At 62.1% G+C, this 24,587-nt stretch carries 22 protein-coding genes; 8 read left to right on the top strand and 14 right to left on the bottom strand.

Features of this window, described 5'->3' with window-relative positions; translation table 11 throughout:
- Positions 1–102: 102 nt before the first annotated feature.
- Both KHO30_RS00745 and KHO30_RS00740 read right to left on the bottom strand, forming a co-directional pair.
- Entirely contained in the window at positions 103–1,662 is a 1,560-nt protein-coding gene (locus tag KHO30_RS00745) for a methyl-accepting chemotaxis protein (RefSeq protein WP_211699756.1), read from the bottom strand.
- A gap of 247 nt (positions 1,663–1,909) precedes the next feature.
- Entirely contained in the window at positions 1,910–2,656 is a 747-nt protein-coding gene (locus KHO30_RS00740; protein ID WP_093635008.1) for a Crp/Fnr family transcriptional regulator, read from the bottom strand.
- A 158-nt stretch (positions 2,657–2,814) separates the two neighbouring features.
- On the opposite strand from KHO30_RS00740, the gene KHO30_RS00735 reads away from it, so the two are divergent.
- Complete coding sequence (locus tag KHO30_RS00735; RefSeq protein ID WP_093635009.1) at positions 2,815–4,446, top strand: acyl-CoA synthetase; 1,632 nt, start codon at positions 2,815–2,817, stop codon at positions 4,444–4,446.
- A 93-nt stretch (positions 4,447–4,539) separates the two neighbouring features.
- Here the strand turns inward: KHO30_RS00735 and KHO30_RS00730 are convergent, their stop codons facing one another.
- The 3 genes from KHO30_RS00730 to KHO30_RS00720 form a co-directional block, all read right to left on the bottom strand.
- Positions 4,540–4,764 (bottom strand): hypothetical protein, encoded by a 225-nt coding sequence (locus KHO30_RS00730; protein ID WP_093635010.1) that lies wholly within the window; start codon positions 4,762–4,764, stop codon positions 4,540–4,542.
- 285 nt (positions 4,765–5,049) lie between these two features.
- Positions 5,050–5,253 carry a cold-shock protein gene (locus KHO30_RS00725; RefSeq protein WP_007178877.1) on the bottom strand — a complete coding sequence of 68 codons (204 nt, stop codon included), beginning with the start codon at positions 5,251–5,253 and terminating at the stop codon, positions 5,050–5,052.
- 293 nt (positions 5,254–5,546) lie between these two features.
- Positions 5,547–6,182 carry a LysE family translocator gene (locus KHO30_RS00720; RefSeq protein ID WP_093635011.1) on the bottom strand — a complete coding sequence of 212 codons (636 nt, stop codon included), beginning with the start codon at positions 6,180–6,182 and terminating at the stop codon, positions 5,547–5,549.
- Between the two features lie 460 nt (positions 6,183–6,642).
- Here KHO30_RS00720 and KHO30_RS00715 point away from each other — a divergent pair, with 460 nt between their 5' ends.
- Entirely contained in the window at positions 6,643–6,906 is a 264-nt protein-coding gene (locus KHO30_RS00715; RefSeq protein ID WP_093635012.1) for an H-NS family nucleoid-associated regulatory protein, read from the top strand.
- 193 nt (positions 6,907–7,099) lie between these two features.
- On the opposite strand, the gene pcaG is transcribed toward KHO30_RS00715, so the two are convergent.
- Together pcaG and pcaH are read right to left on the bottom strand one after the other, a co-directional pair.
- Positions 7,100–7,687 (bottom strand): protocatechuate 3,4-dioxygenase subunit alpha, encoded by a 588-nt coding sequence (pcaG, locus tag KHO30_RS00710; RefSeq protein ID WP_211699755.1) that lies wholly within the window; start codon positions 7,685–7,687, stop codon positions 7,100–7,102.
- Positions 7,688–7,690: 3 nt separating this feature from the next.
- On the bottom strand, positions 7,691–8,395 hold the full coding sequence (gene pcaH, locus KHO30_RS00705) for a protocatechuate 3,4-dioxygenase subunit beta (protein ID WP_211699754.1): 705 nt from the start codon (positions 8,393–8,395) through the stop codon (positions 7,691–7,693).
- Positions 8,396–8,502: 107 nt separating this feature from the next.
- Here pcaH and pcaQ point away from each other — a divergent pair, with 107 nt between their 5' ends.
- Positions 8,503–9,501, top strand: a complete 999-nt coding sequence (pcaQ, locus tag KHO30_RS00700) for a pca operon transcription factor PcaQ (RefSeq protein ID WP_093635015.1) — start codon at positions 8,503–8,505, stop codon at positions 9,499–9,501.
- Between the two features lie 283 nt (positions 9,502–9,784).
- Entirely contained in the window at positions 9,785–10,918 is a 1,134-nt protein-coding gene (locus KHO30_RS00695; protein ID WP_211699753.1) for a 4-hydroxyphenylpyruvate dioxygenase family protein, read from the top strand.
- A 29-nt stretch (positions 10,919–10,947) separates the two neighbouring features.
- Here the strand turns inward: KHO30_RS00695 and KHO30_RS00690 are convergent, their stop codons facing one another.
- The gene (locus tag KHO30_RS00690; protein ID WP_208620659.1) at positions 10,948–11,880 is read right to left on the bottom strand and encodes a LysR substrate-binding domain-containing protein; all 933 of its coding nucleotides are present in this window, start codon (positions 11,878–11,880) and stop codon (positions 10,948–10,950) included.
- 168 nt (positions 11,881–12,048) lie between these two features.
- Here KHO30_RS00690 and KHO30_RS00685 point away from each other — a divergent pair, with 168 nt between their 5' ends.
- The gene (locus tag KHO30_RS00685; RefSeq protein ID WP_425312873.1) at positions 12,049–13,086 is read left to right on the top strand and encodes a DUF1338 domain-containing protein; all 1,038 of its coding nucleotides are present in this window, start codon (positions 12,049–12,051) and stop codon (positions 13,084–13,086) included.
- A gap of 54 nt (positions 13,087–13,140) precedes the next feature.
- The gene (locus tag KHO30_RS00680; RefSeq protein WP_211699752.1) at positions 13,141–16,158 is read left to right on the top strand and encodes an FAD-binding and (Fe-S)-binding domain-containing protein; all 3,018 of its coding nucleotides are present in this window, start codon (positions 13,141–13,143) and stop codon (positions 16,156–16,158) included.
- Positions 16,159–16,176: 18 nt separating this feature from the next.
- Here KHO30_RS00680 and KHO30_RS00675 read toward each other — a convergent pair whose 3' ends face one another.
- Positions 16,177–16,809 (bottom strand): helix-turn-helix domain-containing protein, encoded by a 633-nt coding sequence (locus KHO30_RS00675; RefSeq protein ID WP_211699751.1) that lies wholly within the window; start codon positions 16,807–16,809, stop codon positions 16,177–16,179.
- A 316-nt stretch (positions 16,810–17,125) separates the two neighbouring features.
- On the opposite strand from KHO30_RS00675, the gene KHO30_RS00670 reads away from it, so the two are divergent.
- Positions 17,126–17,419: a GYD domain-containing protein gene (locus tag KHO30_RS00670; protein ID WP_054034849.1), complete on the top strand. Its 294-nt coding sequence runs from the start codon at positions 17,126–17,128 to the stop codon at positions 17,417–17,419.
- A 107-nt stretch (positions 17,420–17,526) separates the two neighbouring features.
- On the opposite strand, the gene KHO30_RS00665 is transcribed toward KHO30_RS00670, so the two are convergent.
- On the bottom strand, positions 17,527–18,837 hold the full coding sequence (locus tag KHO30_RS00665) for an MFS transporter (RefSeq protein ID WP_093635021.1): 1,311 nt from the start codon (positions 18,835–18,837) through the stop codon (positions 17,527–17,529).
- Positions 18,838–19,218: 381 nt separating this feature from the next.
- On the opposite strand from KHO30_RS00665, the gene KHO30_RS00660 reads away from it, so the two are divergent.
- A complete protein-coding gene (locus tag KHO30_RS00660; RefSeq protein WP_211699750.1) occupies positions 19,219–19,674 on the top strand; it encodes a MarR family winged helix-turn-helix transcriptional regulator in 456 nt (151 codons plus the stop codon).
- 32 nt (positions 19,675–19,706) lie between these two features.
- On the opposite strand, the gene KHO30_RS00655 is transcribed toward KHO30_RS00660, so the two are convergent.
- From KHO30_RS00655 to KHO30_RS00640, 4 genes are read right to left on the bottom strand one after another with little or no spacing between them, the layout of a single operon-like run.
- Positions 19,707–21,986, bottom strand: a complete 2,280-nt coding sequence (locus tag KHO30_RS00655) for a xanthine dehydrogenase family protein molybdopterin-binding subunit (RefSeq protein WP_211699749.1) — start codon at positions 21,984–21,986, stop codon at positions 19,707–19,709.
- Positions 21,987–22,021: 35 nt separating this feature from the next.
- The gene (locus tag KHO30_RS00650; RefSeq protein ID WP_200617342.1) at positions 22,022–22,666 is read right to left on the bottom strand and encodes an isochorismatase family protein; all 645 of its coding nucleotides are present in this window, start codon (positions 22,664–22,666) and stop codon (positions 22,022–22,024) included.
- Positions 22,667–22,677: 11 nt separating this feature from the next.
- Entirely contained in the window at positions 22,678–23,718 is a 1,041-nt protein-coding gene (locus KHO30_RS00645; protein WP_200617341.1) for a 2,5-dihydroxypyridine 5,6-dioxygenase NicX family protein, read from the bottom strand.
- 19 nt (positions 23,719–23,737) lie between these two features.
- Positions 23,738–24,565 carry an alpha/beta fold hydrolase gene (locus tag KHO30_RS00640; RefSeq protein ID WP_211699748.1) on the bottom strand — a complete coding sequence of 276 codons (828 nt, stop codon included), beginning with the start codon at positions 24,563–24,565 and terminating at the stop codon, positions 23,738–23,740.
- Between the last annotated feature and the right edge of the window lie 22 nt (positions 24,566–24,587).

Below are 24,587 nucleotides of genomic sequence, written 5' to 3'. Positions count from 1 at the left end.
GGTTACCGGATGACGGCCTTTTCAATCGCATGCTTTAGTCTGCTGCATAAAGGTGCTGCATAAAGGTGCTGCATAAAGGTGCTGCATCAAGGCACCGCTCAATCACGCATGCTCTTCGACCTTGAACACCGCAACCGCATTTCGCAGACGTTCGGTCTGCTCATCGAGTGAACCGGCTGCGGCTGCTGCCTGTTCGACCAGCGCGGCATTGCGTTGCGTCACATCGTCCATCTGACGGATCGCGAGATTGACTTCGCCGATGCCTGAACTCTGTTCTTTCGAGGCTGCCGAGATCTCGTTCATGATCGCCGTCACGCGACGCACGGCGTCGACCACCTCGCTGATCGTGCTGCCGGCTTTGCCTGCCAGCGTCGAGCCTTCGCCGACCTGCGCGACGGACTGATGGATCAGCACCTTGATCTCTTTGGCCGCCGTCGCACTGCGCTGCGCGAGATTGCGCACTTCGCCCGCGACGACCGCGAAGCCGCGGCCTTCCTCGCCGGCGCGCGCCGCTTCTACTGCGGCGTTCAGCGCGAGGATATTGGTCTGGAAGGCGATGCCTTCGATCACGCTGATGATCTCGCCGATCTTGCGCGAGCTATCGGTGATGCCGGCCATTTTTTCGACCACGTCGTTGACGACATCGCCGCCACGCGCGGCAATGTTCGACGCATCCGCTGCGAGTTCTGACGCGGTCGCGGCATTGTCGGCGTTCTGGGTGACGGTCTTGGTGAGCTCGTCCATGCTGGCGGCGGTCTGCTGCAACGATGCGGCTTGTTCTTCGGTACGGCTCGACAGATCCAGGTTGCCCGCGGCAATCTCTTTCGAGGCGATCGTGATCGTTTCGGCGGACGTCTTGATCCGCGCGACGGTCGCAGCCAGTTGATTGCGCATCTCGCGCAGGGAGAACAACAGGCTCGACGTGTCGTCGCGACGCAGGTCGATGTGAGTGGCGAGATCGCCGCGCGCGATCTGCATGGCAATCGCCGCTGCCGCGGAAGGCTCTCCGCCGATCGACCGCGATACGTTGCGCACCACGCGCGAAGCCACGAACGACACCACCACACCCAGCAGCACCAGCATGCCGGCCGAGCGCGCGAGGGTCGCGTAGAGCTGCGTCTGGATGTCATCCATATAGGCACCGGCGATAAAGTCCCAGTTCCATGGGCCGAAGCGCTTCACATAGCCGATCTTTTCGCTCGGTACCGTCTCGCCGGGTTTCGGCCACCAGTAGCGCAGATAACCTGCGCCGCCCGCCGAACCGCCTGCCTGCGCGATATCGTGATACAGCGCATTGCCTTTGGCGTCGCGGAAGCTGCTCATGTCCTTGCCGTTCAGCTTCGGGCTCATCGGATGAGCGACCATCACCGAATCGCTGCGCACGATCGTCACGTAGCCCGATGTGCCGTAACGCTGCGCGGTGATGCGGGCGATGGCCTGCTGTTTGGCCTCATCGACCGGAAGCTTGCCCGCGTCGGCCTGCTTCGCGTAGTCCGCAACGATCGACACCGCCATGTCGGTGACGTCGGCCAGGTCCGCGCGCCGTGCGTCCATTTGAGCGTTTCGTGCATCGAACGCATTTACAACGGTCACGATCAGGAGGGCTGCCCAGCAAAGCAGTATCGGCACCCACAATTTCTGTTTTAGTGTCAGACGGTTCATTATCGGCTTCGACAATACGTTGAACTCGGAATAGGGACGGGCTGCAATCTGCGTTGCATAGCCGGCATAACGGCTGTTGCTGTGGATTCTTTATTCCGGCGTCCGAAATTGCTGGCTGAAACGTGTGCGTCCGGCCTGATGCGGCCGATGAAATACAGGGAACGTTGAGGAAAATCGGGGAAAGTGGCGTCAAGCCCGTAGAAAACCGCGGGAAACTGCAGCGGGTAACTGGGCGCCCGTACTAACCCTAGATCTGCTCCTGACCAAACGCCGACAGGCGTTCGAGGTCTAGCACGTCGATCTGGTTGTACGAGAGGCGCAAAATCTGCAGCCTTTCGAGATTTTGCAGTGCCTGGTTGATCCGTTGCCGCGACACGCCTGCCAGCAGGCCGACTTCTTCCTGCGAAATGGCCAGCGTGCGCCCGGTGTCGGGGTATAGGTCGGGATTGAACAGTTGCGCGAGCGACTGGGCGACGCGCGCGTCGACATCCAGCAGACGGCTGTTCTGGATCGACGCAATGAATTCGCCCATGCGGTTGTTCAACTGCCGGATCACGAAGCCGGTGAACGGCAAGCTCGATTCGAGCAGCGCATGGAACGTCTCTGATGGCACGAACATTACGAGCGAAGGCTGAATGGCGGCCACGTCGTATTTGCGCAATTCGCGCTTGATCACGCTGCCTTCGCCGAACCAGCCGCCGGGCGGCACGCCGGAGAGCGTGCAACTGCGTCCCGAGGCGTTGTAGATGGCGAGTTTGATGAGGCCGGAATGGACGCCGATCCAGTAGTCCGACGGTTCCTGGCGGCGCGCGATCCATGCGCCCCCTTCCAGCCGCTCCGCGTGCGCGCTGGCAAGGACCATGGCCTGGTGCTCGGCGGCGAGCGCCCTGAACCACGCGCAGGTGCCGAATAGCCGCGGCAGATCGGCGCGCGGGACCCGTTCAGGCCGGTGCGGGCGGGAGTCTGCGACGGCGGTAAACGGTGCGTCATCCATAAGCAGCAAGCGGTGCGTAGGCGGGTGAAGTTGGTTGAATGGAGCCAGGGCGCGCCACTCTGTCATTTGAATGACAGACAGTTCACCATGACAATTGCTAGGCTAGCTCATCAATCAGAAAAATCGACGGCGCGGCCAGCGCCTCAGGAGACAAAGCGATGATGCACATGTTCGAAGAAGGCCTCCAGCGGCGCGAGGCCAATTATGTCCCACTAACGCCCATCGATTTCATCGTACGCGCAGCGGAAGTCTACGGTGAGCGGCTGGCGGTCGTTCATGGGGAGATTCGCCGCAACTGGCGCGAAACCTACGAGCGCGCGCGGCGTCTGGCCAGCGCGTTGCGGCAGGCCGGCATCGAGCGCGGCGACACGGTTGCCGCTTTGCTGCCGAATATTCCTCCGATGATAGAAGCGCATTTCGGCGTGCCGATGGCCGGCGCCGTGCTCAATACATTGAACACGCGGCTCGACGTGTCGTCGCTGCTGTTCATGTTGCGCCATGGCGAGGCGAAGGCCTTGATCGTCGATACGGAGTACAGCGAATTGGCGCACCGCGCCGCGCTGGAATTCCCCGAGTTGCGCGTGATCAGCGTGGCCGACGCGATGCCCGCCGACGCCAGCAAGTTCATCCGCGCAACCGACTACGAAGCATTCCTGCAAACCGGCGACCCCGAGTTCGCCTGGACCCTGCCCGCCGACGAGTGGGACGCCATCGCGTTGAACTACACCTCGGGCACGACCGGTGATCCTAAAGGCGTGGTCTACCACCATCGCGGCGCGTATCTGAATGCGCTTAGCAATATCCTCGAATGGGATATGCCCAAGCATGCGGTTTACCTGTGGACCTTGCCGCTCTTTCACTGCAACGGCTGGTGTTTCCCATGGACCGTTGCCGCGCGTGCCGGCGTCAACGTCTGTCTACGCAAATTCGACGCGAAGACGGTATTCGAACTGATTCGCCGTGAAGGCATCACGCACTATTGCGGCGCGCCGATCGTGCAAAGCGCGCTTGCGAATGCGCCCGTCGAATGGCGTGAGGGCATCACGCATCGCGTGTCGACGATGGTGGCGGGCGCGGCGCCCGCGCCGGCGGTGATCGCGAAGATGAAGGAGATCGGCTTCGATCTGACGCACGTGTACGGACTCACTGAGACCTATGGTCCGGCGGCGGTCTGCGCAAAACAGGAAGAATGGGACTCGCTCGACGACAACGCGCGCGCCGAAATGAACGCGCGGCAAGGCGTGCGCTACCACTTGCAGGCAGCCGTAACGGTAGTCGATCCGGACACGCTCGAGCCCGTGCCTGACGACGGCGAAACGCTCGGCGAGATCATGTTCCGCGGCAATATCTGCATGAAGGGGTATCTGAAGAACGAGCGCGCCACGGAAGCGACCTTCCGCGGCGGCTGGTTCCACACCGGGGACCTCGGCGTGCGGATGCCTGACGGCTACATCCGTATCCGCGATCGCAGCAAGGACATCATCATTTCGGGCGGCGAGAACATCTCGAGCATCGAGGTCGAAGACACGCTGTACCGTCACCCTGCGGTCTCGGTTGCCGCCGTGGTGGCGATGGCCGATCCGAAGTGGGGCGAGGTACCCTGCGCCTTCGTCGAGCTCAAGGAGGGCGCTCAGGTGAGCGCAGAAGAGATCATCGCGCACTGCCGGCTGTTTCTTGCGGGATACAAGCTGCCCAAAGCGGTGCGCTTCGGCGAATTGCCGAAGACGTCGACGGGAAAAATTCAGAAGTTCGAACTGCGCGCGCGGATCAAGGCGGAACAAACCGAATAGACCGCGCGCGATGGTCTAGCGCACCGAATGGCGCGCTATGGGTGCTGAACGATGCAAGCGCGGGGTTCCGCGCGCATCAGCTTCGACAAGCGCTTAACCGCGCGTGTCGACCCAACGTCGTGCCCAGCGTGCCGAGTGCTGCAGTGCCTGTTCTTCGTTCGGGAAGTAATCGAGCGAATAGAACTGGTAGCGCCCTTCGGTACGCGCGCTGTTAGCGCGTTCGAGCAACAGGTTGGATGAGAAGCTACCGTCGGGCAAACGATGCGCCGAGGGTTTGACGGCATAGCCGTTGTAATGATGAATATGTTTGTTTTGCATTTTATATTTTAATAATGTTCGAGTGCGCGCCTGCCGTGCGAGCCGTTATACGGGTCACGCGGACGAGCCGATTCAAGCCATTGCGAGCCGAATCCAAACGCAGTCGGAAAGCTAAAAAGGGCGTTAAAGCCAGAGGGGAGAATGAGGTGCAACGAGGCGTTTGGCGCTTAGGCTAGCTGAACAATATATGCAGCTAAAAGCGATCGCGCCAACTGTGGGAGACAAAGCTCCGCGAGGATGTCGCTGCAGCCCGATGTCCGTCGCCGGACACCGAGCCCTTCAAACTTACATCGGCTTGATGTTAGCCGCTTGCAGACCCTTCGGGCCTTGCTTCGTTTCGAAGCTCACCTTCTGATTTTCAGCCAGCGTCTTGAAGCCGTCGCCGCTGATTTCGGAGAAGTGCGCGAACAGGTCGTCGCCGCCCTTGTCCGGGGTGATGAAGCCAAAGCCTTTGCTGTCGTTGAACCACTTAACGGTACCGGTATCCATGAAGAATCCTTGAGGAAAAAATAGAAAAATTTGCTCGGTTGAGGAGCGCTTGAAGGGTCAAGGAGGGAGAGGACAACGAATACCGCTGAGGAGCGAGACATTGATGAACAGCAATCGAACTTCTTGAACTTCGGGTGCCACAGTAACCGCCGGCCATGCCAGCGTCAACACTTATCTTGTAACTGTTTTGTTATGGGCCGTGCTCGCATACGCTCGACGGGCGCCGATGCGGCCCTCGTTACGGGCCTGCCGCGTTGCGCGACACGACAAGCCACTCGAGCTGAATTTCTGCTTCAGATGCCCACTTTATGCGCGGTCAGGATCAGGCGTAATCCGAGCGCAGCAACTGCGCTTGCGGCGACGCGATCGATCCAGGCCTTCCACTGCAGATAGATTTCACGCGGACGTTTGCTCGAAAAGCACAACGCGACCACGGTGTACCAGCCGGCTTCAATGGCGAAGATTGCAGGGGGCAACGCAAAGTAGCACCACAGCGGCGGATGCTGCGGAAGCAGGGCCGCGAAGATACTGCCGTAGTAGACCGCTGTTTTCGGATTGCTGAGTTGTGTGCTCAAACCGATCCAGAAGGATTTGCGCACGTTGGTAGCGGCGGCTTGCGCAGCATCGAACGCGAGCGGTTTGGCCGCACCGCGCCAGATCTTCGACGCGAGGTAGATCAGATAAAGACCGCCGGCCACTTTCAAGCCGACGTACAGCCATTCCACTGTCGCCAGCAAGGTGTATAGGCCGAGTAAGGCGATACCGCTAAAGAACACACCGCCGATGCCCATGCCTGCTGCGGTCGCGAGGCCGTCGCCGCGCGAGAGTCCGATTGCATTGCGTGCAACGATAACGAAGCTTGGTCCTGGACTCATGGCACCAAGCAGCAGTGCGGCAAGGATCGTGACGATGGCGGTCGAAGCGGGCATTTTTGCGTGTCTCCTACAGGCGCTGATGCGGTCAGTGAAACATAGCATGGGAAGGCGCGGTTTTGTTTTTGGCCAGAGCCAACAGACCCATTAAAGCACCAATAAGAATCGAAAAAGCCGCTAAAGAACACCAACCGAATGACCAAGTAAGCTCGCCATCGAATGCCGGCAATCAGTTGCTGCAAGCAGCGGAAATTGGATGCTAGAATGCCCTCCCATACGCTAAAGCAGCCTTGGAACACCAAGGCCGATCGGGCGCGATTCGAGCCGTTTGCCGACGAATTCCCCTAAATCCAGGATTTATTGGGCATGACCCTGATGCGAGTTCCCACGCATCGGGAGAGGCGTCGCAAGTTCGATTTGCACTCAACCCATCTGATTTACGCATAGGCTTCGCGTTGTTTTGCGAAGCTTTTTGTTTTTCAAACGCGAGCACTATCAGCCGCGAAACCGGTACGTTATGAAAGAGCGAGAGGAACAACGGCTGTTCGACCTCGACGGGAATGCGCGTGAGCGCCTGATCGTGTGGATCCGCCGACGTATGGACGAATACGGCATTACGATTGAAGCGCTTGCTGAAGCAATCGAAGCCGACAAAGCCGCAGTCCGCGCCGTGATGTATCGCGATGCCTACGGAAATACGTGGGACGGTCATGGCGAAAAGCCGGATTGGCTGGCGCGCGCAATCTACGCTGGGCAGAACATCGACCATTTCCGCTGTTGAGCGGAGCCGCGGTTTTTTCTGCCAATTGTTTTCCTGCGTGGCTGCACGATATCGCGTTCGGCCAATTGATTCGGCATCCAAAAAAAAAGCCCGCGCGGGGCGGGCTTAACCTACTCGGAGTTTCGCGATCCAGTCGCTAGACGGATCATCTCCAGTGTATGTGAAAGCTTTATGAAAGTATAGAAAATCTGCGTCACAGGTCGAAAAACACGGTTTCCTTGTCGCCCTGCATATAGATGTCGAACCGGTACACATTGGCCGTGTTCGGCTCGCGGCGCGCGATCAGCGTGCCACGCCGGTCCTCCGGAACCGCTGCCAGCACGGCATCCCGTTCGTTAGCCTCGGCTTCGTCCTCGAAATAGATGCGCGTGAAGGTGTGCAGCAGCATGCCGCGCATCGTCACAATCACATTCAGATGCGGCGCTTCGTCCGGGTTTGCGCGGCCGGGTTTGACCGTTTCAACGACAAAGCGCTGGAGCGGATCGGTGCCCGTGCCGACGCGGGCGAAGCCGCGAAAACCGGTATTCAGGATTTCCTCGCGTGATTCCGGGTAGTGGCCGTGCGCGTCTACCTGCGACACTTCCAGCATCGCATCGCCGATCACCTTGCCGTCGCCGTCGAACACCTGCCCGACGATCGTGATGTGCTCGCCGGCCGCTTCGCGGTCGGCCAGAACCGGCGTAAACAGGCTCTTGAAGGCGAAGTCGTATTGCTGCGGACACAGGCCGTAGGCGAAGTACGGTCCAACCGTTTGCGAAGGCGTTTGCTTGAGGGTCGTCATGGCTTAGCGCTCCATCGGGGTTTCGTTGCGGCCGCGCAGCACGATGTCGAAGTCGTAGCCGAGCGCATAGGCCTCCTGCGTCGTATCGAGCGAGAAGCCCGCAATCATGCGGTCGCGTGCGTGCTCGGGCGTGCCCTGGAAAATCGGGTCGAAGGCCAGCAGCGGGTCGCCGGGGAAATACATCTGCGTGACGAGGCGCGAGCCGAAATGCTCGCCGAACAGCGAGAAGTGAATGTGATTCGGACGCCACGCGTTCGGATGATTGCCCCAGGGGTAAGCGCCCGGTTTGATCGTCAGAAAGCGATAGCGGCCTTCGTTGTCGGTGATGCAGCGGCCTGCGCCGAGGAAGTTCGGGTCGAGCGGCGCGTCGTGCTGATCGTTCTTGTGCACATAGCGGCCGGCAGCGTTGGCTTGCCAGATTTCAACCAGCGTATTGCGCACCGGGCGGCCGCCCTCGTCGAGCACACGGCCAGTCACGATGATCCGCTCGCCGAGCGGCTCGCCGTTGCGCACCGCATTGCGCGTCAGATCGTGATCGAGCGCGCCGAGGTCTTCGGTGCCGTAAACCGGTACACGTTGGTCGCGCAGTTTTTCCTTCAGAGGAATCAACGGACGCGTCGGGCCGCGTTTGACCGAAGAACCGTAGCCGGGATAGACGTAGGCGGGGTGGGACGCGAAGTCGCGCGCGGTGAGAAAGGAATCGTCCATCAGTGTCTCCTTCGAGAATTGTGGGATACGGCTTTATGGAGCGACTTTATCTAACCTGAGAGGTTATGCAAAATGACGTTTTCGCCCATTTCGTATAACCTGCCGTTATGCAACGCAGCCTCGCGGACAGCCGCGTCAAATTCCGTCATCTCCAGTGCTTTCTGGCCGTCGCCCAGTTCGGCGGCGTGCAGCGGGCCGCCGAAAGCTTGTCCATTACTCAGCCCGCAGTCTCCAAGACGGTTGCCGAACTGGAGGCGATTCTCGGCGTGAAGCTCTTCGAGCGCGGCCGCCACGGCGCCGTGCCGACCCGCGAGGGGCAGCTCTTCATGCCGCATGCGAGCGCCTGCGTCAGTGCGTTGCGACAGGGTGTGGACCTGCTGGCGCGCGCGGAAGGCGCGGCGGCCGCCACGCTCGAAATCGGCATTCTGCCGACCGTCGCGGCTGCGCTGGTGCCGCCGGTGCTGAAGCGCTTCGCCGCGCTTTGGCCGCGCGTGATCGTGCGCCTTGCCACAGGCGCCAACCCCGAATTGCTCGAGCGTTTGAAGGCCGGCGCGATCGAATTCGCGATCGGGCGTCTGGCGGACCCGGAACGGATGGTCGGGCTCAGTTTCGAACAGCTTTTCAGCGAACCGTTGATTGCCGTAGTCCGCGCCGGGCATCCGTTGGCGCTGGGGGCCGGCTTGCCGGCCACGTCGCTGGAGGAATTTCCGGTGGTGCTGCCGCCGTTCGGCACGCTGATCCGGCAATCGGCTGAGAGCCTGTTGAGCGCGTGGGGCGTGCCGCCGTTGTCGGGGTTTGTCGAAGTGCTGTCGGTATCGACGGGGCGTGCGTTGACGCTGGAGAATGACGCGGTGTGGTTCGTGCCGCTGAGCGCCGTCGAATATGAACTGGGGCACGGCATGTTGGTGCGTTTGCCCTTGCAGTTCGCGGGCACCGGCGAACCTGTGGGGCTGATCCGGCGTTCGGACACGCAGCCGTCACCGGTGGGACGGGCGTTTATCGATGCCGTGCGCGAGGTTGCCCAGCTGCGCATGACGGCCGCCGCCGGCAAGCCTGCGGTCAAACGTGCGTCCAGGCGCAGCCGCGGCGGCATGTCCAGGACCTAAGGCACGCCGCCAGGCGGCACGGGAGATGCGGGAGGCGCAGTAGACGCTATGGACGCCCGCCGCGGCCCGATTCTCCCCGCGTGAACCATTCAGTACAAAATAAAGTTTGCGAACGCCCCGTCACCCGGTGTACAAACACGATGCAAAAGCCGTCTCGGGCCGCATTGCCGCGGCACACCACGCATGCGGTGTCACACTGCAGGTGAAAGACGGCGCGCACCGAACAGCAGAAACATCACGAACACGCGCAACAGCGTAAGAAAGCCTGCACAAGGAGATTGCCATGCCCAGCGACTTGCCCACTCCAGACGCCGCGCTGCGCGCCGTGTCGGCGCCTGAGCACAATCCGCTCGGCACCGCCGGCCTCGAATTCGTGGAGTTCGCCTCGCGCGAGCCGAAGGCGCTCGGCGAGACTTTCACGAAACTCGGCTTCAAGGCAATTGCGCGCCATATCAGCAAGGACGTCACGCTGTATCGCCAGGGCGAGATGCATTTCCTGATCAACGCCGAGCCGGATTCGTTTGCCGAGCGCTACGCCGAGGAATACGGCGCCGGCATCTGCGCGATCGGCATTCGCGTGGCCAACGCGCAGCGCGCCTTCGACCGCGCGATCGAACTCGGTGCATGGGCGTTCGAAGGCGAACGCCTCGGTGCGGGCGAGTTGCTGATTCCGGCGATCCAGGGCATTGGCGATTCGCACATCTATTTCGTCGACCGGTGGCGCGGCCGTGGCGGCCAGCGCGGCGGCCTCGGCGACATCTCGATCTTTGACATCGACTTCCGTCCGATCGAGATCGATACCGCGCACGCCGATCTGAGTCACGCGGGCACCGGTCTCGTCGCGGTCGATCATCTGACGCAAACAGTCGGTGAGGGCCGGATGCAGGAGTGGCTCGACTTCTATCGCGACCTGCTCAACTTCCGCGAGATTCACGAGCTGCACGCGAACTGGCATGTGTCGGCGGAGTCGCGCGTGATGGTGTCGCCATGCGGCGCGATCCGCGTGCCTTTGTATGAAGAAGGCACGCGCCGCACGAATCTGATGCACGACTATCTGCCGGATCATCCGGGCGAAGGCGTGCAGCACATCGCGCTTGCCACCGACGACATCTTCGCGTGCGTCGAGCAACTCCTCGCGAACGGCGTCGAATTCGTCGAGCCCCCGCCGCGCTATTACGAGCAACTCGATGTCCGTTTGCCGGGTCATGGGCTCGATGTCGAGCGGCTCAAGCGCACGCACGTTCTGGTGGACGGCGAGATTGGGGCCGACGGCGTGCCGCTGCTGTTCTTTCAGACCTTTGTGCGGCGCGGTGCCGGCGAGATCTTCTTTGAGATCGTGCAACGGCAGGGTCACCACGGCTTCGGCGAAGGCAATCTGAGCGCGTTGGCGCAGGCACGCGAGCAAGCCGGCGCTTAACGCTTTGCCGTTTGCCGCTTACCGTTGAATCAATCAGTCTCGGGATTGCCCGCCAGCCCAGGATTCACCGCGCTGTACGCCGCCGCTTCCCGCAACAGCCACTCGCGAAAGCTCGTGAGCGGCTTGCCGTGACTCAACTCCGTCGGATAGACGAGGTAATACGCCGAGTCCGCGACGGCGGGTGCGTCAAGCGGAATCACAAGTCCGAGTTGTTCGAGCTGAGCGTCGACGAAAAAGCGCGGCACCAGCGCGATGCCGAGACCGGCCGCTGCAGCGCTGATCAGCATCGTGTGGAGTTCGTAGCGGACCCCTTGCATTGTCCGGTTATCGTCGACACCGAGGTTGGCGAACCACGACGCCCAGCCGTCAGGCCGGGTGGTGGAATGCAGTAGCGGGTAGTCCAGCAGATCTGCCGCAGTTTCCACGGGCCGGGCCAGCAGACTTGCCGCACACACCGGCACGACTTCCTCGCTAAACAGAAAATCGGCCGATGTGCCCGGCCATGTCGGCTTGCCGTAGTGAATCGCGGCTTCGAAATGCGTCTCGGCGAACGGGAATGTGCCGGTGCGCACACCCATATTGACCCGCACGTCCGGATACTGCGCATTGAATGCCGCCAGCCGCGGAATCAGCCATTGCGATGCGAAAGTCGGCAGCACCGCCAGTTCCAGATACCCACCGCCGCTGCCATGCGCAATGATCGACAGCGTGTCGCGGTCCAGTTGTTCGAGCGAGCGTCGCACCTGCGCGCTATAGACCTTGCCCGCCTTGGTCAGCACCACCCGCTGTTTGACGCGCACGAACAGCCGCACGCCGAGATTGCTCTCCAGCGTATTGATCTGCCGGGACACCGCGCTTTCGGTGAGGAACAGCTCGCGCGCCGCATGCGTGAAGCTCTCGTGCCGCGCGGCGGCTTCGAAAGCGAGCAGCGCGCCCATGTTGGGGATCTTGAACTTTCGCACGTTGATTCCAAAAACGCATCAAGTGGCGATTTTATCTCGCTTTACGGCGCCGCTGCGAATTTGAATAATCTCGCATCCAACGATGCCGTGCTTGCGCCTTGAAGCCATGCCGGCAAGCCATCTTCATACACACGAACGCGTGCTCACCGCACTCCGCCCGGAACCGATATGCGAAACATCAAGAATGCGAATGTCGAACAACTGCTGCTGAAATTGCTCGGCGCAGAGAAAACCGCGAGGCTGTTCGCCACTCTGAACCATCCGCAGATCCTCAATGAATGGGAGGACGGCACCGTCACCCGCGCCGAACTGGCGCAGGCGATGAACATGGCGCTGTTCGAAGACCTGCTGGCGCGCTCGGCGAATGGCCGTCGGTACACCGAGGAGGCGATCGCCGCTGGTGGCAGCGTCTACTTCGATCATGGCGCATTGCGCACGGTGCGCTGGGCGGAGAGCGGCGCGTTGCCGCCGGGTGAGGCTGCCTTCGCGCGCATCCTGCGTCCCCTCGGCTTCAGCATCAACGGCCGTTATCCACTCGACCGTTTGGGCATGACCGGCCGCGCCTGGGCACACGATGACGCCCCCGATGAGATCGCGCAGTTCTTCGTCAGCGAATTGCATCCCGAGCGTTTCTCGGCGGAGTTTCAGCAGGCTGTGACGAACGTGATCGGCCCCTCTCGCGATCCGTTGACGCCGCAAGCCGCCGGCCAGTTGTGGGAGCTCGAACGCGAAGGCGTGTTATCGCTCGAGGCGGCTCACGCATTGCTGCCGGTGATCGTCGGCGCCTTCGCGCGTCAGCATGAGACGCCACGCGAAGCCGATTACGAAGTATTGTTGAAGGAGTCGGCCGAAATGGCGTGGATCGCGACCGAAGGCAACGCCTTCAATCACGCTACCGATCGCGTCGCGGACGTGTTCAAGCTCTCCGACGACGAAAAGGCAAAGGGTCGTCCGATGAAGCCGGAAGTGGAGCGTTCGCGTTCGGGCCGCGTGTTTCAGACCGCGTACCGTGCGGACATCGTGCGGCGCGAATTTCGCGCGGCCGATGGCAGCATCGTCACGCGCGACGTGCCGGGCTCGTTCTACGAGTTCATCACGCGCAAGCGGACCTTCGATCAGGACGCGCGCCGCTGGGAAACGGACCTGCGTTTCGACGCCGGCAACGCACAGGGCATCTTCAAGATGACCGCGAGCCAGGCGGCCTAATTCGTAAGTGCAGGGCGATAGCGTGGGCGTTGAACACGAGACATGAGGGGCAAGGTGGGAACGTCATTGGATGAAGAGCAGGGCGCCGGCGTGAAGGCTTCGTTGAGCGACACGGCTCATGGCTCGTCGAAAGCGCCGCGCGTTGCCAAGCCCTTTCAAGGGACTGCTGCTGTGATGCAGGCGCTCGAAGCTGACCTGCGTCGCAGCGTACGCGGCGAAGTACGCTTCGATCAGGGCTCGAAAGCGCTGTATGCGGCGGATGCGTCGAACTATCGGCAAGTCCCTCTCGCCGTGGTGGTGCCGTCGGACGTCGACGATCTGCTCGAAACGCTCGCCGCTTGCCGCCGCAACGACGTGCCCTTTCTCCCGCGCGGCGGTGGCACCTCGCAGAACGGTCAATGCGTGAATGTCGCGGTGGTGGCCGACGCGAGCAAGTATGTGAACCGCGTCGTGTCGGTCGATCCTGTCGCGGGCGTAGCGATCGTCGAACCAGGCGTAATCTGCGACACCTTGCGCGACGCTGCCGAAGCGCACGGCCTCACATTCGCACCCGATCCCGCGACGCACAGTCGCTGCACGCTTGGCGGCATGATCGCCAACAACTCGTGCGGCGCGCATTCGGTAATGGCCGGCAAAACGGTGGAGAACGTCGAGGCGCTGGAAATCGCGACCTTCGACGGCGCGCGTTTCTGGGTCGGGCCTACTTCGGACGACGAACTCGAACGCATCATCGCAGCAGGCGGCCGCCAGGGTGAAATCTACGCCGCGCTCAAGCAACTGCGCGACACCTACGCCGGTCAGATTCGCGCGAAATTCCCGCAGATCAAGCGGCGCGTGTCGGGCTTCAATCTCGATCAACTGCTGCCGGAAAACGGCTTCAACGTCGCGCGGGCGTTGGTCGGCACCGAGGGCACCTGTGCGGTGACCTTGCAGGCGAAAGTGCGGCTCGTAAAGAGTCCGGCGAAACGCGTGATCGTCGTGGCCGGCTTTACCGATATCTACACCGCCGCGGACGCCGTGCCGCATTTCATGCGCTGCGGGCCGATCGCGATCGAAGGACTCGACCGTGCGATCATCCGCGGCTTGCAGGCGCGCGGGTTGAAGAAGGACGAGATCGCGCTCTTGCCGGAAGGCGATGCCTGGGTCGTGCTCGAATTCGGCGCGGACACACAAGACGACGCCGTGCATCAAGCGCAAACCGCGGCGGCGTATTTCTCGTCGGGCACGGCTGGACCGAATGTGTCGACGATGCTCGTCGAAGATCGTGCACTGCAGGCGAAGGTGTGGTCGATCCGCGAGACGGGCGCGTCGGCGGTGGCCTTGTCGGTGGATGCGGGCACGCCCGATCCAGTGGTCGGCTGGGAAGATGCGGCAGTCGATCCCATGCGTCTCGGCGATTATCTGCGTGCGTTTCAGGCGCTGGTGGATCGATATGGCTACGAGACGAGCCTATACGGCCATTTCGGCGACGGTTGCGTCCACGCGCGCATTACCTTCGATCTACGCAGCGTGGAAGGTGTCGCGACGTGGCGTAAGTTTCTACGCGAAGCGGCGGAACTGGTGGTCGAATTCGGCGGCTCGCTCTCGGGCGAACACGGCGACGGTCAGGCCAAGGCCGAGTTCCTGCCGATCATGTACGGCCCCGATCTGATGCAGGCGATGGAGCAGTTCAAGGCGATCTGGGACCCGGCCAATCGATTGAATCCCGGCAAGGTCGTGCATGCGTATCGCGCCGACGAAAACCTGCGTATGGGGCCGGCCTACAAGCCCGTGACACTGCAAACGAAGCTCACCTTCGCGAGTCAGGAAGGTGAGGGTTTTCAGCGTGAGATCGAACGATGCATCGGCATGGGCAAATGCCGCTCGCTCGAAGGCGGCACGATGTGCCCGAGCTTTCGCGCAACACGTGAAGAGAAATACTCGACACGCGGCCGCGCGCATCTGTTCTGGGAAATGCTGCAAGGCGACGTGATCACCGATGGCTGGCAAAGCCGTGAAGTGAAAGAGGCGCTTGATACCTGCCTCGCGTGCAAGGGCTGCAAATCCGATTGCCCGACGCATACGGATATGGCGTCGTACAAAGCGGAGTTTCTTTCGCATTACTACGAGACGAATCGCCGGCCGCGTCAGGCGTTGTTTATGGGGCGGATTGGCGAATGGGCGCCGTGGGCGGCGCGCTTTCCGCGGCTGACGAATTTTATGACGTCGGCGCCGGGGTTGGCTGCGGTTGGGAAGTGGGTCGCCGGTGTCGCGCAAGCACGTGAGTTGCCGAAGTTTGCGACGCGGACGTATCGACAGATTGCCCGGCGTTCGCCTCAGACGGAGCTTGATGCTCGCTCTCCTGGTGACGTGAAGAAAGTCATCCTGTGGGTCGATACGTTCAACGATCACTTCACGCCAGAGATCGCGCAGGCCGCGGCCGATGTGCTGACGCAAATGGGTTGGCACGTCGTGCTGCCGAAGAATCGTTTGTGTTGCGGGCGTCCGCTGTATGACTTCGGTTTACTCGACCGTGCGCGCGAGTTGCTGACCACCATTCTCGATGACCTCGGCGAGGACATCGCCGCGGGTGTGCCGTTAGTCGGGCTTGAACCGGGTTGCTTGTCGGTGTTCAAGGACGAACTGCTGAAGCAATTCCCCGATCATGCTTTAGCGACGCAGCTATCAGCGCAGACGTTTCTATTTTCCGATTTCGTCGCGCGTCAGCCGTTCGATTGGCCGACGCTTCCCGCGGACGTAATCGTGCACGGGCATTGTCATCAGAAGGCGCTGTTCGGTATGCAAGGTGATACCGCGCTGCTGAACAAGCTTGGCGTGAAGTGGAAATTGCTCGATACGGGATGCTGCGGCATGGCGGGATCGTTCGGCTTTAACGACGAGCATCACGCGCTGTCGGAGAAGATCGGCGAAGACACGCTGTTTCCAGCGGTGCGTGCTGCGGCGGCGGCAAACGCGGAAACGATCGTACTGACCAACGGCTTCAGTTGCCGGGAGCAGATCGAACAGGGGACCGGGCAACACGCGATGCATATCGCGCAACTGGCGCAGCGGGCGTTGGCGGCGCGCCGTTAAGGGGCCGTAGCGCCGTCGCTATTTTTTCGCCGGCTCTGAGGTAGCCGACGTCTGCGGAATGTCGGCGCTGGTTGCCATCCACAACACCTCGGCGTCTTCGTCGCTGGTGGACACTGCTGCGTGGCCGGTGCGGCTGTCGAAGTAAAGGCTGTCACCTGCGTTGAGATGCGTCGGCGCGTACAACTCGGAATAGAGGCACACGCTGCCGCTGATCACGTACAGGAATTCTTCACCCTCGTGACGGCCCCAGTCATCGAAGGCATCCAATGTGTGCGCCGAAATGCGGATGCGAAACGGCAACATCGCTTTGTGCGCCAGATCCGTGGCGAGCAACTCCATCTGATAGCCGCGGTAGGCGTGACGCTGGCCTTCGTTTTTGCGGGTCAATGCGCGGCGGCCGCTCGCGCTGACTTTGGGCGTCGAACCGAACAGCTCACCGATTTCAATCTTCAGACCGAGTACGATTTTCTGCAGGACGTCGAACGTCGGGGACATCAGACCGTTTTCGACTTTGGAGAGGGTCGAGCGGGAGACGCCACAGAGGCGGCTCGCGGTTTCGAGCGTCAAGTCCTGCACCTGGCGGGCCGCACGGACGCGGCGGCCGAGGTCGGTTGTCGATGGATCGGCGGGTTTGGTGAGATGGGTGTCCATTGGGCTGGCTTAAATACTCGCCTTGCGCGGCGTTCGATGTTTCCGATAATAACATTTGGGAGGGGCGGGGCTCGGTAGTGTCCGGCTCATGCGACCACCTAGCAACTTTTCCCATCGGAAACGCTGCGACGTCGGAATTCACTAGACCCTCACGCCTCCTTACCTGCCCAGACCGCCAAACAGCCGGTGACGGCGATTCCATTGCCTACAATCAGGTTACGTGCAGGACGCTTTCGAGCAACTCGATTGCAGTAGCGTTCGCAGTCGAGCCTGCGCGCCCGAATCCCGACTTGTAGTAATCGTAAGGGGAATCGTCATGGCAACTTATGTGGTTCTTGCGCAATTTACTGATCAAGGTATCCGCAACGTCAAAAACAGCGCACAGCGGGCTGGTCAAGCGGCAGAGATGGCCAGGAGTTTTGGCTGTGAAATGAAAGAGATCTACTGGACGATGGGCCAATACGACATTGTCACGATCGTGGAAGCGCCGGATGAACAAAGCTTCATGTCGTTCGGCCTGGCGCTCGGCTCCGCAGGCAATGTCCGCACGCAAACGCTCCGTGCATTAAAGAAAGACGAATTCAGCGCTCTTCTCGGCAAACTCCCATAAAACAGCCCGACACCAGGCTCTCCAACCGCCTCTCTCCGCGATTCTTTTTCTACGCCGGCAAGCGTCACGATGCGCCGCGGCGAGGCGCGCGCATCGCAACGAATCGATCAGCGGTTCACGAGCTTGGCGGAATACGTCAACGCAAGCGCGCAGCCGACGATCATACATGCGGCGAAGCCGAACAGACCTGCGCTTTGCGAATGGAACGTATCGCGCAACCAGCCGATGAAATACGTGCTGCCGAAACCGCCGAGGTTCGCGATCGAACAGGCGAAGGCGATACCCGCCGCCGCGGCAGGCCCCTTCAGGAAGGTCGAAGGCAGCGACCACACCACAGGCATTGCAGCGGCCGCGCCCGCGTTGATCAGCGAGAACAGAATGACCGTTGCAACCGTGCCGTGGTGGCCCGCACCGGCGATAACTAGCGCAACCGCCGCGACGAGGAACGGGACCACGATATGCCAGCGACGTTCGCGCATCCGGTCGGAACTGGCGCCGCAGTAAAGCGTGCTCAGCACGGCTAGCGCGTTCGGAATCGCCATCAGCCACCCGATGTGATACGGATCGGCTACACCGGTATCGCGCAAGATCGACGGCAGCCAGAAGCTCGTTGCGTACAGCCCGAGCAGCACGCACAGATCGATGAGGCCGAGTGCCCAGACCTTGAAGTCGACGAAGGCGCCGCTCAGCGAATGACTCTTGTTGCCGGACGGCTCCGCGTCGAGATTCGCGCGCAGCGTTTTCTTCTCCGCGGCGCTGAGCCAGCGGGCGGATTCGATGTTATTCGGCAGCCACGCGAGGATCGCAATGCCGAGCGCGATCGACGGCAGCGCTTCGAGCAGGAACAGCCATTGCCAGCCGCCCAGGCCGTGCGCCCCATTGAAGAACGCCATGATCCAGCCGGAAATCGGGCTGCCGATCATGCTCGACAGCGGTAAGCCCACCATGAACAGCGCCACGATGCGAGCACGGCGCGCATCGGGGTACCACTGCGTCAGATATAGCAGCACGCCCGGCAGAAATCCGGCTTCGGCGACGCCGAGCAGGAAGCGCACGGTATAGAACTGCATCGGTGTGGTGACGAACAGCGTCGCGCCCGACAGCAGACCCCAGGTAATCATGATGCGGGCGATCCACAAGCGCGCACCCACCCGCTGCAGAATCAGATTGCTCGGTACTTCGAAGAGGATATAGCCGGCGAAGAACAGACCCGCGCCGAGGCCGTAGACGGTATCGCTGAACTTGAGCGCGTCGAGCATCTGCAGCTTCGCGAGACCGATGTTGATCCGGTCGAGATACGCCGCGAAATAACACAGGCAGAAGAACGTGATGAGACGGATCGTAACCTTGCGATAGAGATCGCTGTTGTCGGTGCTGCTCGTGTCGAGCACGGCACTGCCCTGATAAACATTCGCCATGACTGCCACTCCCGGAAGGTGGTGCGAAAAAAGGTGGATGTCGTGCGACAGAGATCACTCGCACTTCGCTTGCAGATGTCTGTGTATCACGCTAAAAACGTAGCGTATACGCTCCAAAATACGGTGTCGAAAAATACTGGTCAAAGCCCATCGAATTTCCTCGTTGAGTCGTTCTATTCCTCGTAAAAATGCCTGTAATTCATGCTTTTTTACGAGCATGTTCGCGCTTGTTGAACAACGAAAGTGCACGGAAAATGTTAAGCGTGTTAGCTACAAATAAGCCACCCGATGCGAGGGCTTGATCGAGGTCGTATTGAGGGTCCGGTTAGAGGGTGTACACTCTTTCTCTTTCGTCTTCAGGCCGCCCGGCCTTGTACCCCTATGGCGCCGCGCAAGGATTCCTACGACTTTCACGATCAGATCGGCCACTTGTTGCGTCGTGCGTATCAACGGCATGTCGCGATTTTTCAGGAAGCGATTCCTGATTCCGATCTGACCGCTGCACAGTTCGTCGCACTGTGTGCGGTCAAAGAGCAGCAACCGTGCTCACTGAACGACATCGTCAAAGCAACCGCAATCGATCAGGCGACGATCCGCGGCGTCGTCGAGCGCCTGAAGGCGCGCGCGCTGATCGAGGTGGGCGCCGACCCAAACGACGGGCGCAAGCTCGTCGTGCGTCCCACCGCGGCGGGCCTCGCATTGATCGAGCGCACCGTGCCGTTCGCCCAGGAGGTCACGGAGCGCACCTACGGCGCGCTGAATGCGGGCGAGCGCGTCGCCATGCTGTTTCTGCTGCGCAAAATGATGGAGTCGGACGCGGACGCGGACGGCGAGTAGGCGAGTCACGCCGCGATCGTCTTGCACGGCTCCTAAGTATTCGCCGCCTGCGTCGGTTCAGCCGCCAGCAGCTTGCCGGCGGCGCGCAAACCTTCGCGCACAGTCTCTGGCGTGAACGGCGGCGCGAGCAGGCGCACGCCAGTCGCGTCGTAGATCGCATTCGCGAGCGCGGCGGGTCCAGGCACGGAGGCCGATTCGCCGGCGCCCAGCGGCGGTTCGCCTTGACGCGGCATCAGCACGATGTCGACGGCCGGCAATTCCGGAAAAGTCAGGATCGGATAACTGCCCCATTCTCGGCTCGCCACCTTGCCGTCGACGAATCGCACGCGCTCCTTGAGCGAACGGCTGAGTACCTGGATCACGTTGCCGTGAATCTGATGACGCACGCCGTCGGGGTTGATCATCGTGCCGGTGTCCTGGCCGACCGTAATGCGCTCGACTCGCACCTGCCCGGTCACGCGGTCCACTACGAGTTCCACCGCCCACGCCGACCATGCCGCGCCAAAACCCGGAAAGCGGCTGTGCACATAGCGTGCATAAGCGATCCCATGTCCGCGCGCATAGCGCTCGTCAGGCGCTTCACTGCCGCGCTTGCGATGCTTCCATCCGGCGCGTGCGGCAACCGCTTCGAGCAGTTCGGCGGCGCGTGTGTCGTTCAGATGGCGCAACCGAAATTCCAGCGGGTCGCAGCCGGTTAGCGCGGCCATTTCATCGGCGAACGAATCGTGCGCGAACGAGTTGGGCAGCGCCGACACACCGCGAAACCATGATGAACGCACGAGCGGGGCGAGATCGTCGCAGGCGAAACGGCGGTGCGGGCTTTCGTACGGCGAGACAGCGGTGCGGTCGCCCATTTCAAAGACGCGCGCTTGTGGAGCGACGGCGCCAGTCAGCAGCGAGGCGAGCAGCGGTGCATCGTTTGACGGATAGCGCGTCACGAAGTCGTAGCCGAGCAGACGGCCGTCGTCGCTCACCGTGCCGGTGACGTCCACCACCTGGCCACAGCCCTTCGGTTCCCACGTGTGTTCGTCGGCCCGCGAGAGCTGTACGCGCACCGGCGCACCGACCGCGCGCGAGAGCAGCAGCGCGTCGCCGCAGACGTCGTCCGCACAATTGCGTCCGTAGCAGCCCGCCGCTTCCATGCGGACGACGTCGATGTCGGCTTCGTCGCGTTGCAGGAGAGTCGCGAGATCACAGCGTAGCGAGACCGGATTCTGCGTGCCCGACCAGACGGTGATGCGTCCCTTGCCGGGCTCCCGGTAGTCGGCCACCGAACACGATGGACCGATCGAGCCATGCATCTGATAAGGCCACACGTAGGTGCGTGACACCGTGATCGTGCCAGGCAGGCCGCGCACGGATTCTACGTCGCCTTCTTCCAGCAGAGGCCGTCGTTTTGCCGGCGCAGCGGAGATCGCAGCGCCTGGATCATCCAAAGATTCGAGCGGCGGCAGCGGCTTCCATTTGACGCGCAACTCGCGTGCGGCACGAATCGCCTGTTCTTCGCGCTCGGCCACGACGCCGATGAAATCGCCGATCACCACTACGTCTCGTACACCGGCAATATGGGCGACGGATTCGCGTTCAACCCGCTCGAAAGATGTGCCGACGAAAGCGCCGCTATCGATGCCGCTATAAGGCGGACGCACCACCCGACCATGCAGCATGCCGGGCACGCGCATGTCATGCACAAAGGTCAGCGCGCCGGTCGCCTTCGCCGGCAGATCGACACGCGGCGATGAACGCCCGACGAGCCGGTACGTCGATGGATCCTTGACGGGCGTGCCGGTATCGAGTTCAAGCGTCATGCTGCGGCCAGCGAGCAGTTCGGCAAATGTCACGCGTGCGCCATGCGGGTTGGCCGCGCAGAAAATCTGGGCGTCGTCGGTGGCAAGCTGTTCTATAGCGACACCGAGGCGCTGCGCAGCGAGTTCGAAGAGCGCGCCGCGCGCCTGCGCCGCTGCACAACGCAGCGGCACCGCCGAAATCTGGATCGTCGCACTGGCGATCGTGGGACCCTGATTCGGCGTGGCGGCGGTGTCGCCGAGCAGCACCGTGACGCGCTTCGCCGGCACGTCGAGTTCTTCCGCGACGATCTGGCCGAGCGATGTGCGTATGCCCGTGCCGAGATCGACGTGACCGTTGAACGCGAGGATCCGCCCGTCATCGAGTATCGCGACGAAGACTTCGGGTACGTCCGGCACGTAGGTCGAGAGGCTGCCTGGCTGTCCGGCGGCGGGCGTGACGGGCGCAGCCGGCCGCCGGATTACGGCAAGACGGCCGATGCGTGCCAGAAGTTCGGAGCGATTCACGGGCGGAGTCCCTGGATGTGCACCACGCTCATGCGTCAACGCACGCGCTGCTCGATCGCGACCAGCGCGTCCGCGAGCGGCATCACCGCCGCGTACTTCTGCTGCATGTCAAACAGGTTCGCGTCGTGCGGGCCGATTGCCCGATCGCCGACGCAGTCGGACAACACCAGCGGTCGAAACCCATACGACATTGCATCGACAACACTGGCGCGCACACAACCACTCGTCACCGCCCCGGCCACGAGCAGCGTTTGCACGGCGCGCTGCGTAAGCCACGGCGCGAGTTGCGTGCCGAAGAACGCGGACGGCACGGTCTTGCGCACCACCAGTTCGCCTTTCGCGGGTGTCAGTTCCGGCACGATCGCGCTATTGGGATGGTCTTCGGTGAGCGTCGCCATGCCCGGCACTTTGAGTGAGAACACGTTGTCGTCGCTGCCGTCCTCCGCGTAGACGATGCGGCTGTGCGCGACCGGCCAACCCGCGGCGCGGGCGTGGGCAAGCGCCGTCACGGTACGTGCAATCGCCGGCGCGATATTGCCGCCGCCGAATGTAGACGGATCAGCAAAGCCGACCACGAAGTCGACGATCAAGAGGCCAATATTGCCTTGAACGGGCAGTGGTGTGCCGAACCCTTGCTGCTGATACACATGGGCTTCGGCGTGCGTTTGGGGAGCATTCATCGCATCAGGTCTCAGCGTGTCGATTCGATTACGCGGCCGTCGCGCACGACGACATCATCGTCGAGCAGCACGGTGCAGTGGCGCAGCGGAATATCGATGTGGCAGGTCGTGGTGCGGCTGCCGCCGCCTTCGTTGTTCGGGCCGAGCGAGAAGAGGAAATTACCCTCGAACGCGCGCGCATCCATGCCGATGGTCGCTTCACGATCGTAGAGCCCAAGCGTCGACCAGCGCGCACGCGGCTGCAGCCCCCAGCCGATATGCGAGATCGCATAGCCTTCTGGGTCATTGAAGGTTTCCATGTAGTCGCGCAGTAACGCGGCATCAACACCGCCTTCGATCTTTGTCGCGTAGCCGCCTTCCACGGTCAGTACGATCGGCTCGCTCACATAGCGTTTCTGCGGCAGCAGGATATCGCCGCGATCGATCACGATCGTGCCGTGCGCGGTGCGATCGTTCGGATAGGTCAGAGCGAAGCCACTCGGCCAGTGATCCCAGCGGCCCGGTTCGTCGACGAAACCGTATTCGGCGGTGGGGCCGAACTCGCCGAGCGGACACACGAGCGACGTGCCTGCCGGGGACGTCACGCGCATTTCCCGCGCGGCGGAGATACGCTTCGCGGCGCCCAGCACCCGCGTGCGGTCTGCCTGGGTCGGCACCATGCGCGCGAGCACCTCGGGAGGTTCGACGGCCAGCAGGATTTTCGTGCCGGACTTCAGGATGTCGTGCTGCTCGGGGGAGAACAGCAGAGTCATCAGGTCGAGCACGAGATCGCTCGCTTTCAGCGCGGCAATCGCGGGGCCGTTGCCGGTGAGCGGCGTGGTGCCCAGATAGGCGAGCGAATCGCGGCTGAAGGCCTTCTCGCCGTTCACCGGCGGCAGATCGAGCCGATTGACGATCGCGCCCATCGATTGCGTCGCGATGAGTGCGCAAGACAAGGTCTGCGGATGCGTGGCCGGGCTCGTCAGGATCGTGACGCTCTGGCCGGGTTCGAGGCGGGACAGCGTGAGCACTTCCTTCCACGCTTCGATCAATTGGTAGTCGCTGACTGGCATCGACGGTTCCTTTTTACGGTCAGTAGGCGAGCGGCGCGCCGAGGAAGTCGCTGAAGGCGGCGTAGAAGCCGGCAGCGTTGTCCCACGGAATCATGTGGCCGGCGTTGGGTACGCGTACATGCAGCATCGCCGGCGTGGCGCGCTGCAATTCGGCGACGTCCTCGTCGCGCACCACATCGCCGTTCTGCGCGGTCATCAGCAGTGAGGGCACCGTAAGACGGGCGGCGTCGGCGTGGAAATCGTCGGTGTGGAAGCCTTCATAGGAGGCGAGTACTGCGCGCTCGTCGCAGGTATGCAGCCATTCGGCGCGCAACTGGCGTTCGGCTTCGGTCCAGGTCGGGCAGAACGCGCGCATGCCTTCCGCGTCGGTGCCGCTTCGCGCGAGCGCCATCGAATCGACGTACCAGGGCAGCTTGCCCGGATAGTCACGGCGGCCGGGCCCGGAAACCGGGGGATCGATCAGCGCCACTGAGGCGAGTCCGCGCGGCGCATGCAGCGCCGCACGCGCCGCAATGCGCGCGCCCATCGAATGGCCGACCAGGCTGAATTCACGCAGACCGAGCGCCGCGACGAACGCGGCCACGTCGGCGGCTTGCGCGTCGAGGCTGTAGTCGAGGGTCGGCGATGCCGACGACAGGCCACGGCCGCGCACGTCGAGTACATAGGTGTCGTGCGTGCGGCCCAGCACTTCGCCGACGAAGCCCCACGTGATCGCCGGACTGGTAATGCCCGGAATCAGCACGATAGCGGGGCGTTTCGCGCGTGAACCATCGGCGCCGCCGTAGCGCAGATAGTGCTGACGGATGCCGTTGGCCGCGACGTTCGCGCCGTACAGGAAGGTAGTCATGGTGCGTCCTCTTGCGGCGGGG

The organism is Paraburkholderia aspalathi (assembly GCF_905220735.1).
Lineage (GTDB): Bacteria > Pseudomonadota > Gammaproteobacteria > Burkholderiales > Burkholderiaceae > Paraburkholderia > Paraburkholderia aspalathi.
Note: the sequence above shows the minus strand (reverse complement) of the source record. Positions and strands in the feature narration are given on the sequence as shown.

Coding starts and splice junctions, on each gene's coding strand:
- KHO30_RS00745 (WP_211699756.1), bottom strand. CDS start 1,662: ATGAACCGTCTGACACTAAAACAGAAATTGTGGGTGCCGATACTGCTT.
- KHO30_RS00740 (WP_093635008.1), bottom strand. CDS start 2,656: ATGGATGACGCACCGTTTACCGCCGTCGCAGACTCCCGCCCGCACCGG.
- KHO30_RS00735 (WP_093635009.1), top strand. CDS start 2,815: ATGATGCACATGTTCGAAGAAGGCCTCCAGCGGCGCGAGGCCAATTAT.
- KHO30_RS00730 (WP_093635010.1), bottom strand. CDS start 4,764: ATGCAAAACAAACATATTCATCATTACAACGGCTATGCCGTCAAACCC.
- KHO30_RS00725 (WP_007178877.1), bottom strand. CDS start 5,253: ATGGATACCGGTACCGTTAAGTGGTTCAACGACAGCAAAGGCTTTGGC.
- KHO30_RS00720 (WP_093635011.1), bottom strand. CDS start 6,182: ATGCCCGCTTCGACCGCCATCGTCACGATCCTTGCCGCACTGCTGCTT.
- KHO30_RS00715 (WP_093635012.1), top strand. CDS start 6,643: ATGAAAGAGCGAGAGGAACAACGGCTGTTCGACCTCGACGGGAATGCG.
- pcaG (WP_211699755.1), bottom strand. CDS start 7,687: ATGACGACCCTCAAGCAAACGCCTTCGCAAACGGTTGGACCGTACTTC.
- pcaH (WP_211699754.1), bottom strand. CDS start 8,395: ATGGACGATTCCTTTCTCACCGCGCGCGACTTCGCGTCCCACCCCGCC.
- pcaQ (WP_093635015.1), top strand. CDS start 8,503: ATGCAACGCAGCCTCGCGGACAGCCGCGTCAAATTCCGTCATCTCCAG.
- KHO30_RS00695 (WP_211699753.1), top strand. CDS start 9,785: ATGCCCAGCGACTTGCCCACTCCAGACGCCGCGCTGCGCGCCGTGTCG.
- KHO30_RS00685 (WP_425312873.1), top strand. CDS start 12,049: ATGCGAAACATCAAGAATGCGAATGTCGAACAACTGCTGCTGAAATTG.
- KHO30_RS00675 (WP_211699751.1), bottom strand. CDS start 16,809: ATGGACACCCATCTCACCAAACCCGCCGATCCATCGACAACCGACCTC.
- KHO30_RS00670 (WP_054034849.1), top strand. CDS start 17,126: ATGGCAACTTATGTGGTTCTTGCGCAATTTACTGATCAAGGTATCCGC.
- KHO30_RS00665 (WP_093635021.1), bottom strand. CDS start 18,837: ATGGCGAATGTTTATCAGGGCAGTGCCGTGCTCGACACGAGCAGCACC.
- KHO30_RS00660 (WP_211699750.1), top strand. CDS start 19,219: ATGGCGCCGCGCAAGGATTCCTACGACTTTCACGATCAGATCGGCCAC.
- KHO30_RS00650 (WP_200617342.1), bottom strand. CDS start 22,666: ATGAATGCTCCCCAAACGCACGCCGAAGCCCATGTGTATCAGCAGCAA.
- KHO30_RS00645 (WP_200617341.1), bottom strand. CDS start 23,718: ATGCCAGTCAGCGACTACCAATTGATCGAAGCGTGGAAGGAAGTGCTC.
- KHO30_RS00640 (WP_211699748.1), bottom strand. CDS start 24,565: ATGACTACCTTCCTGTACGGCGCGAACGTCGCGGCCAACGGCATCCGT.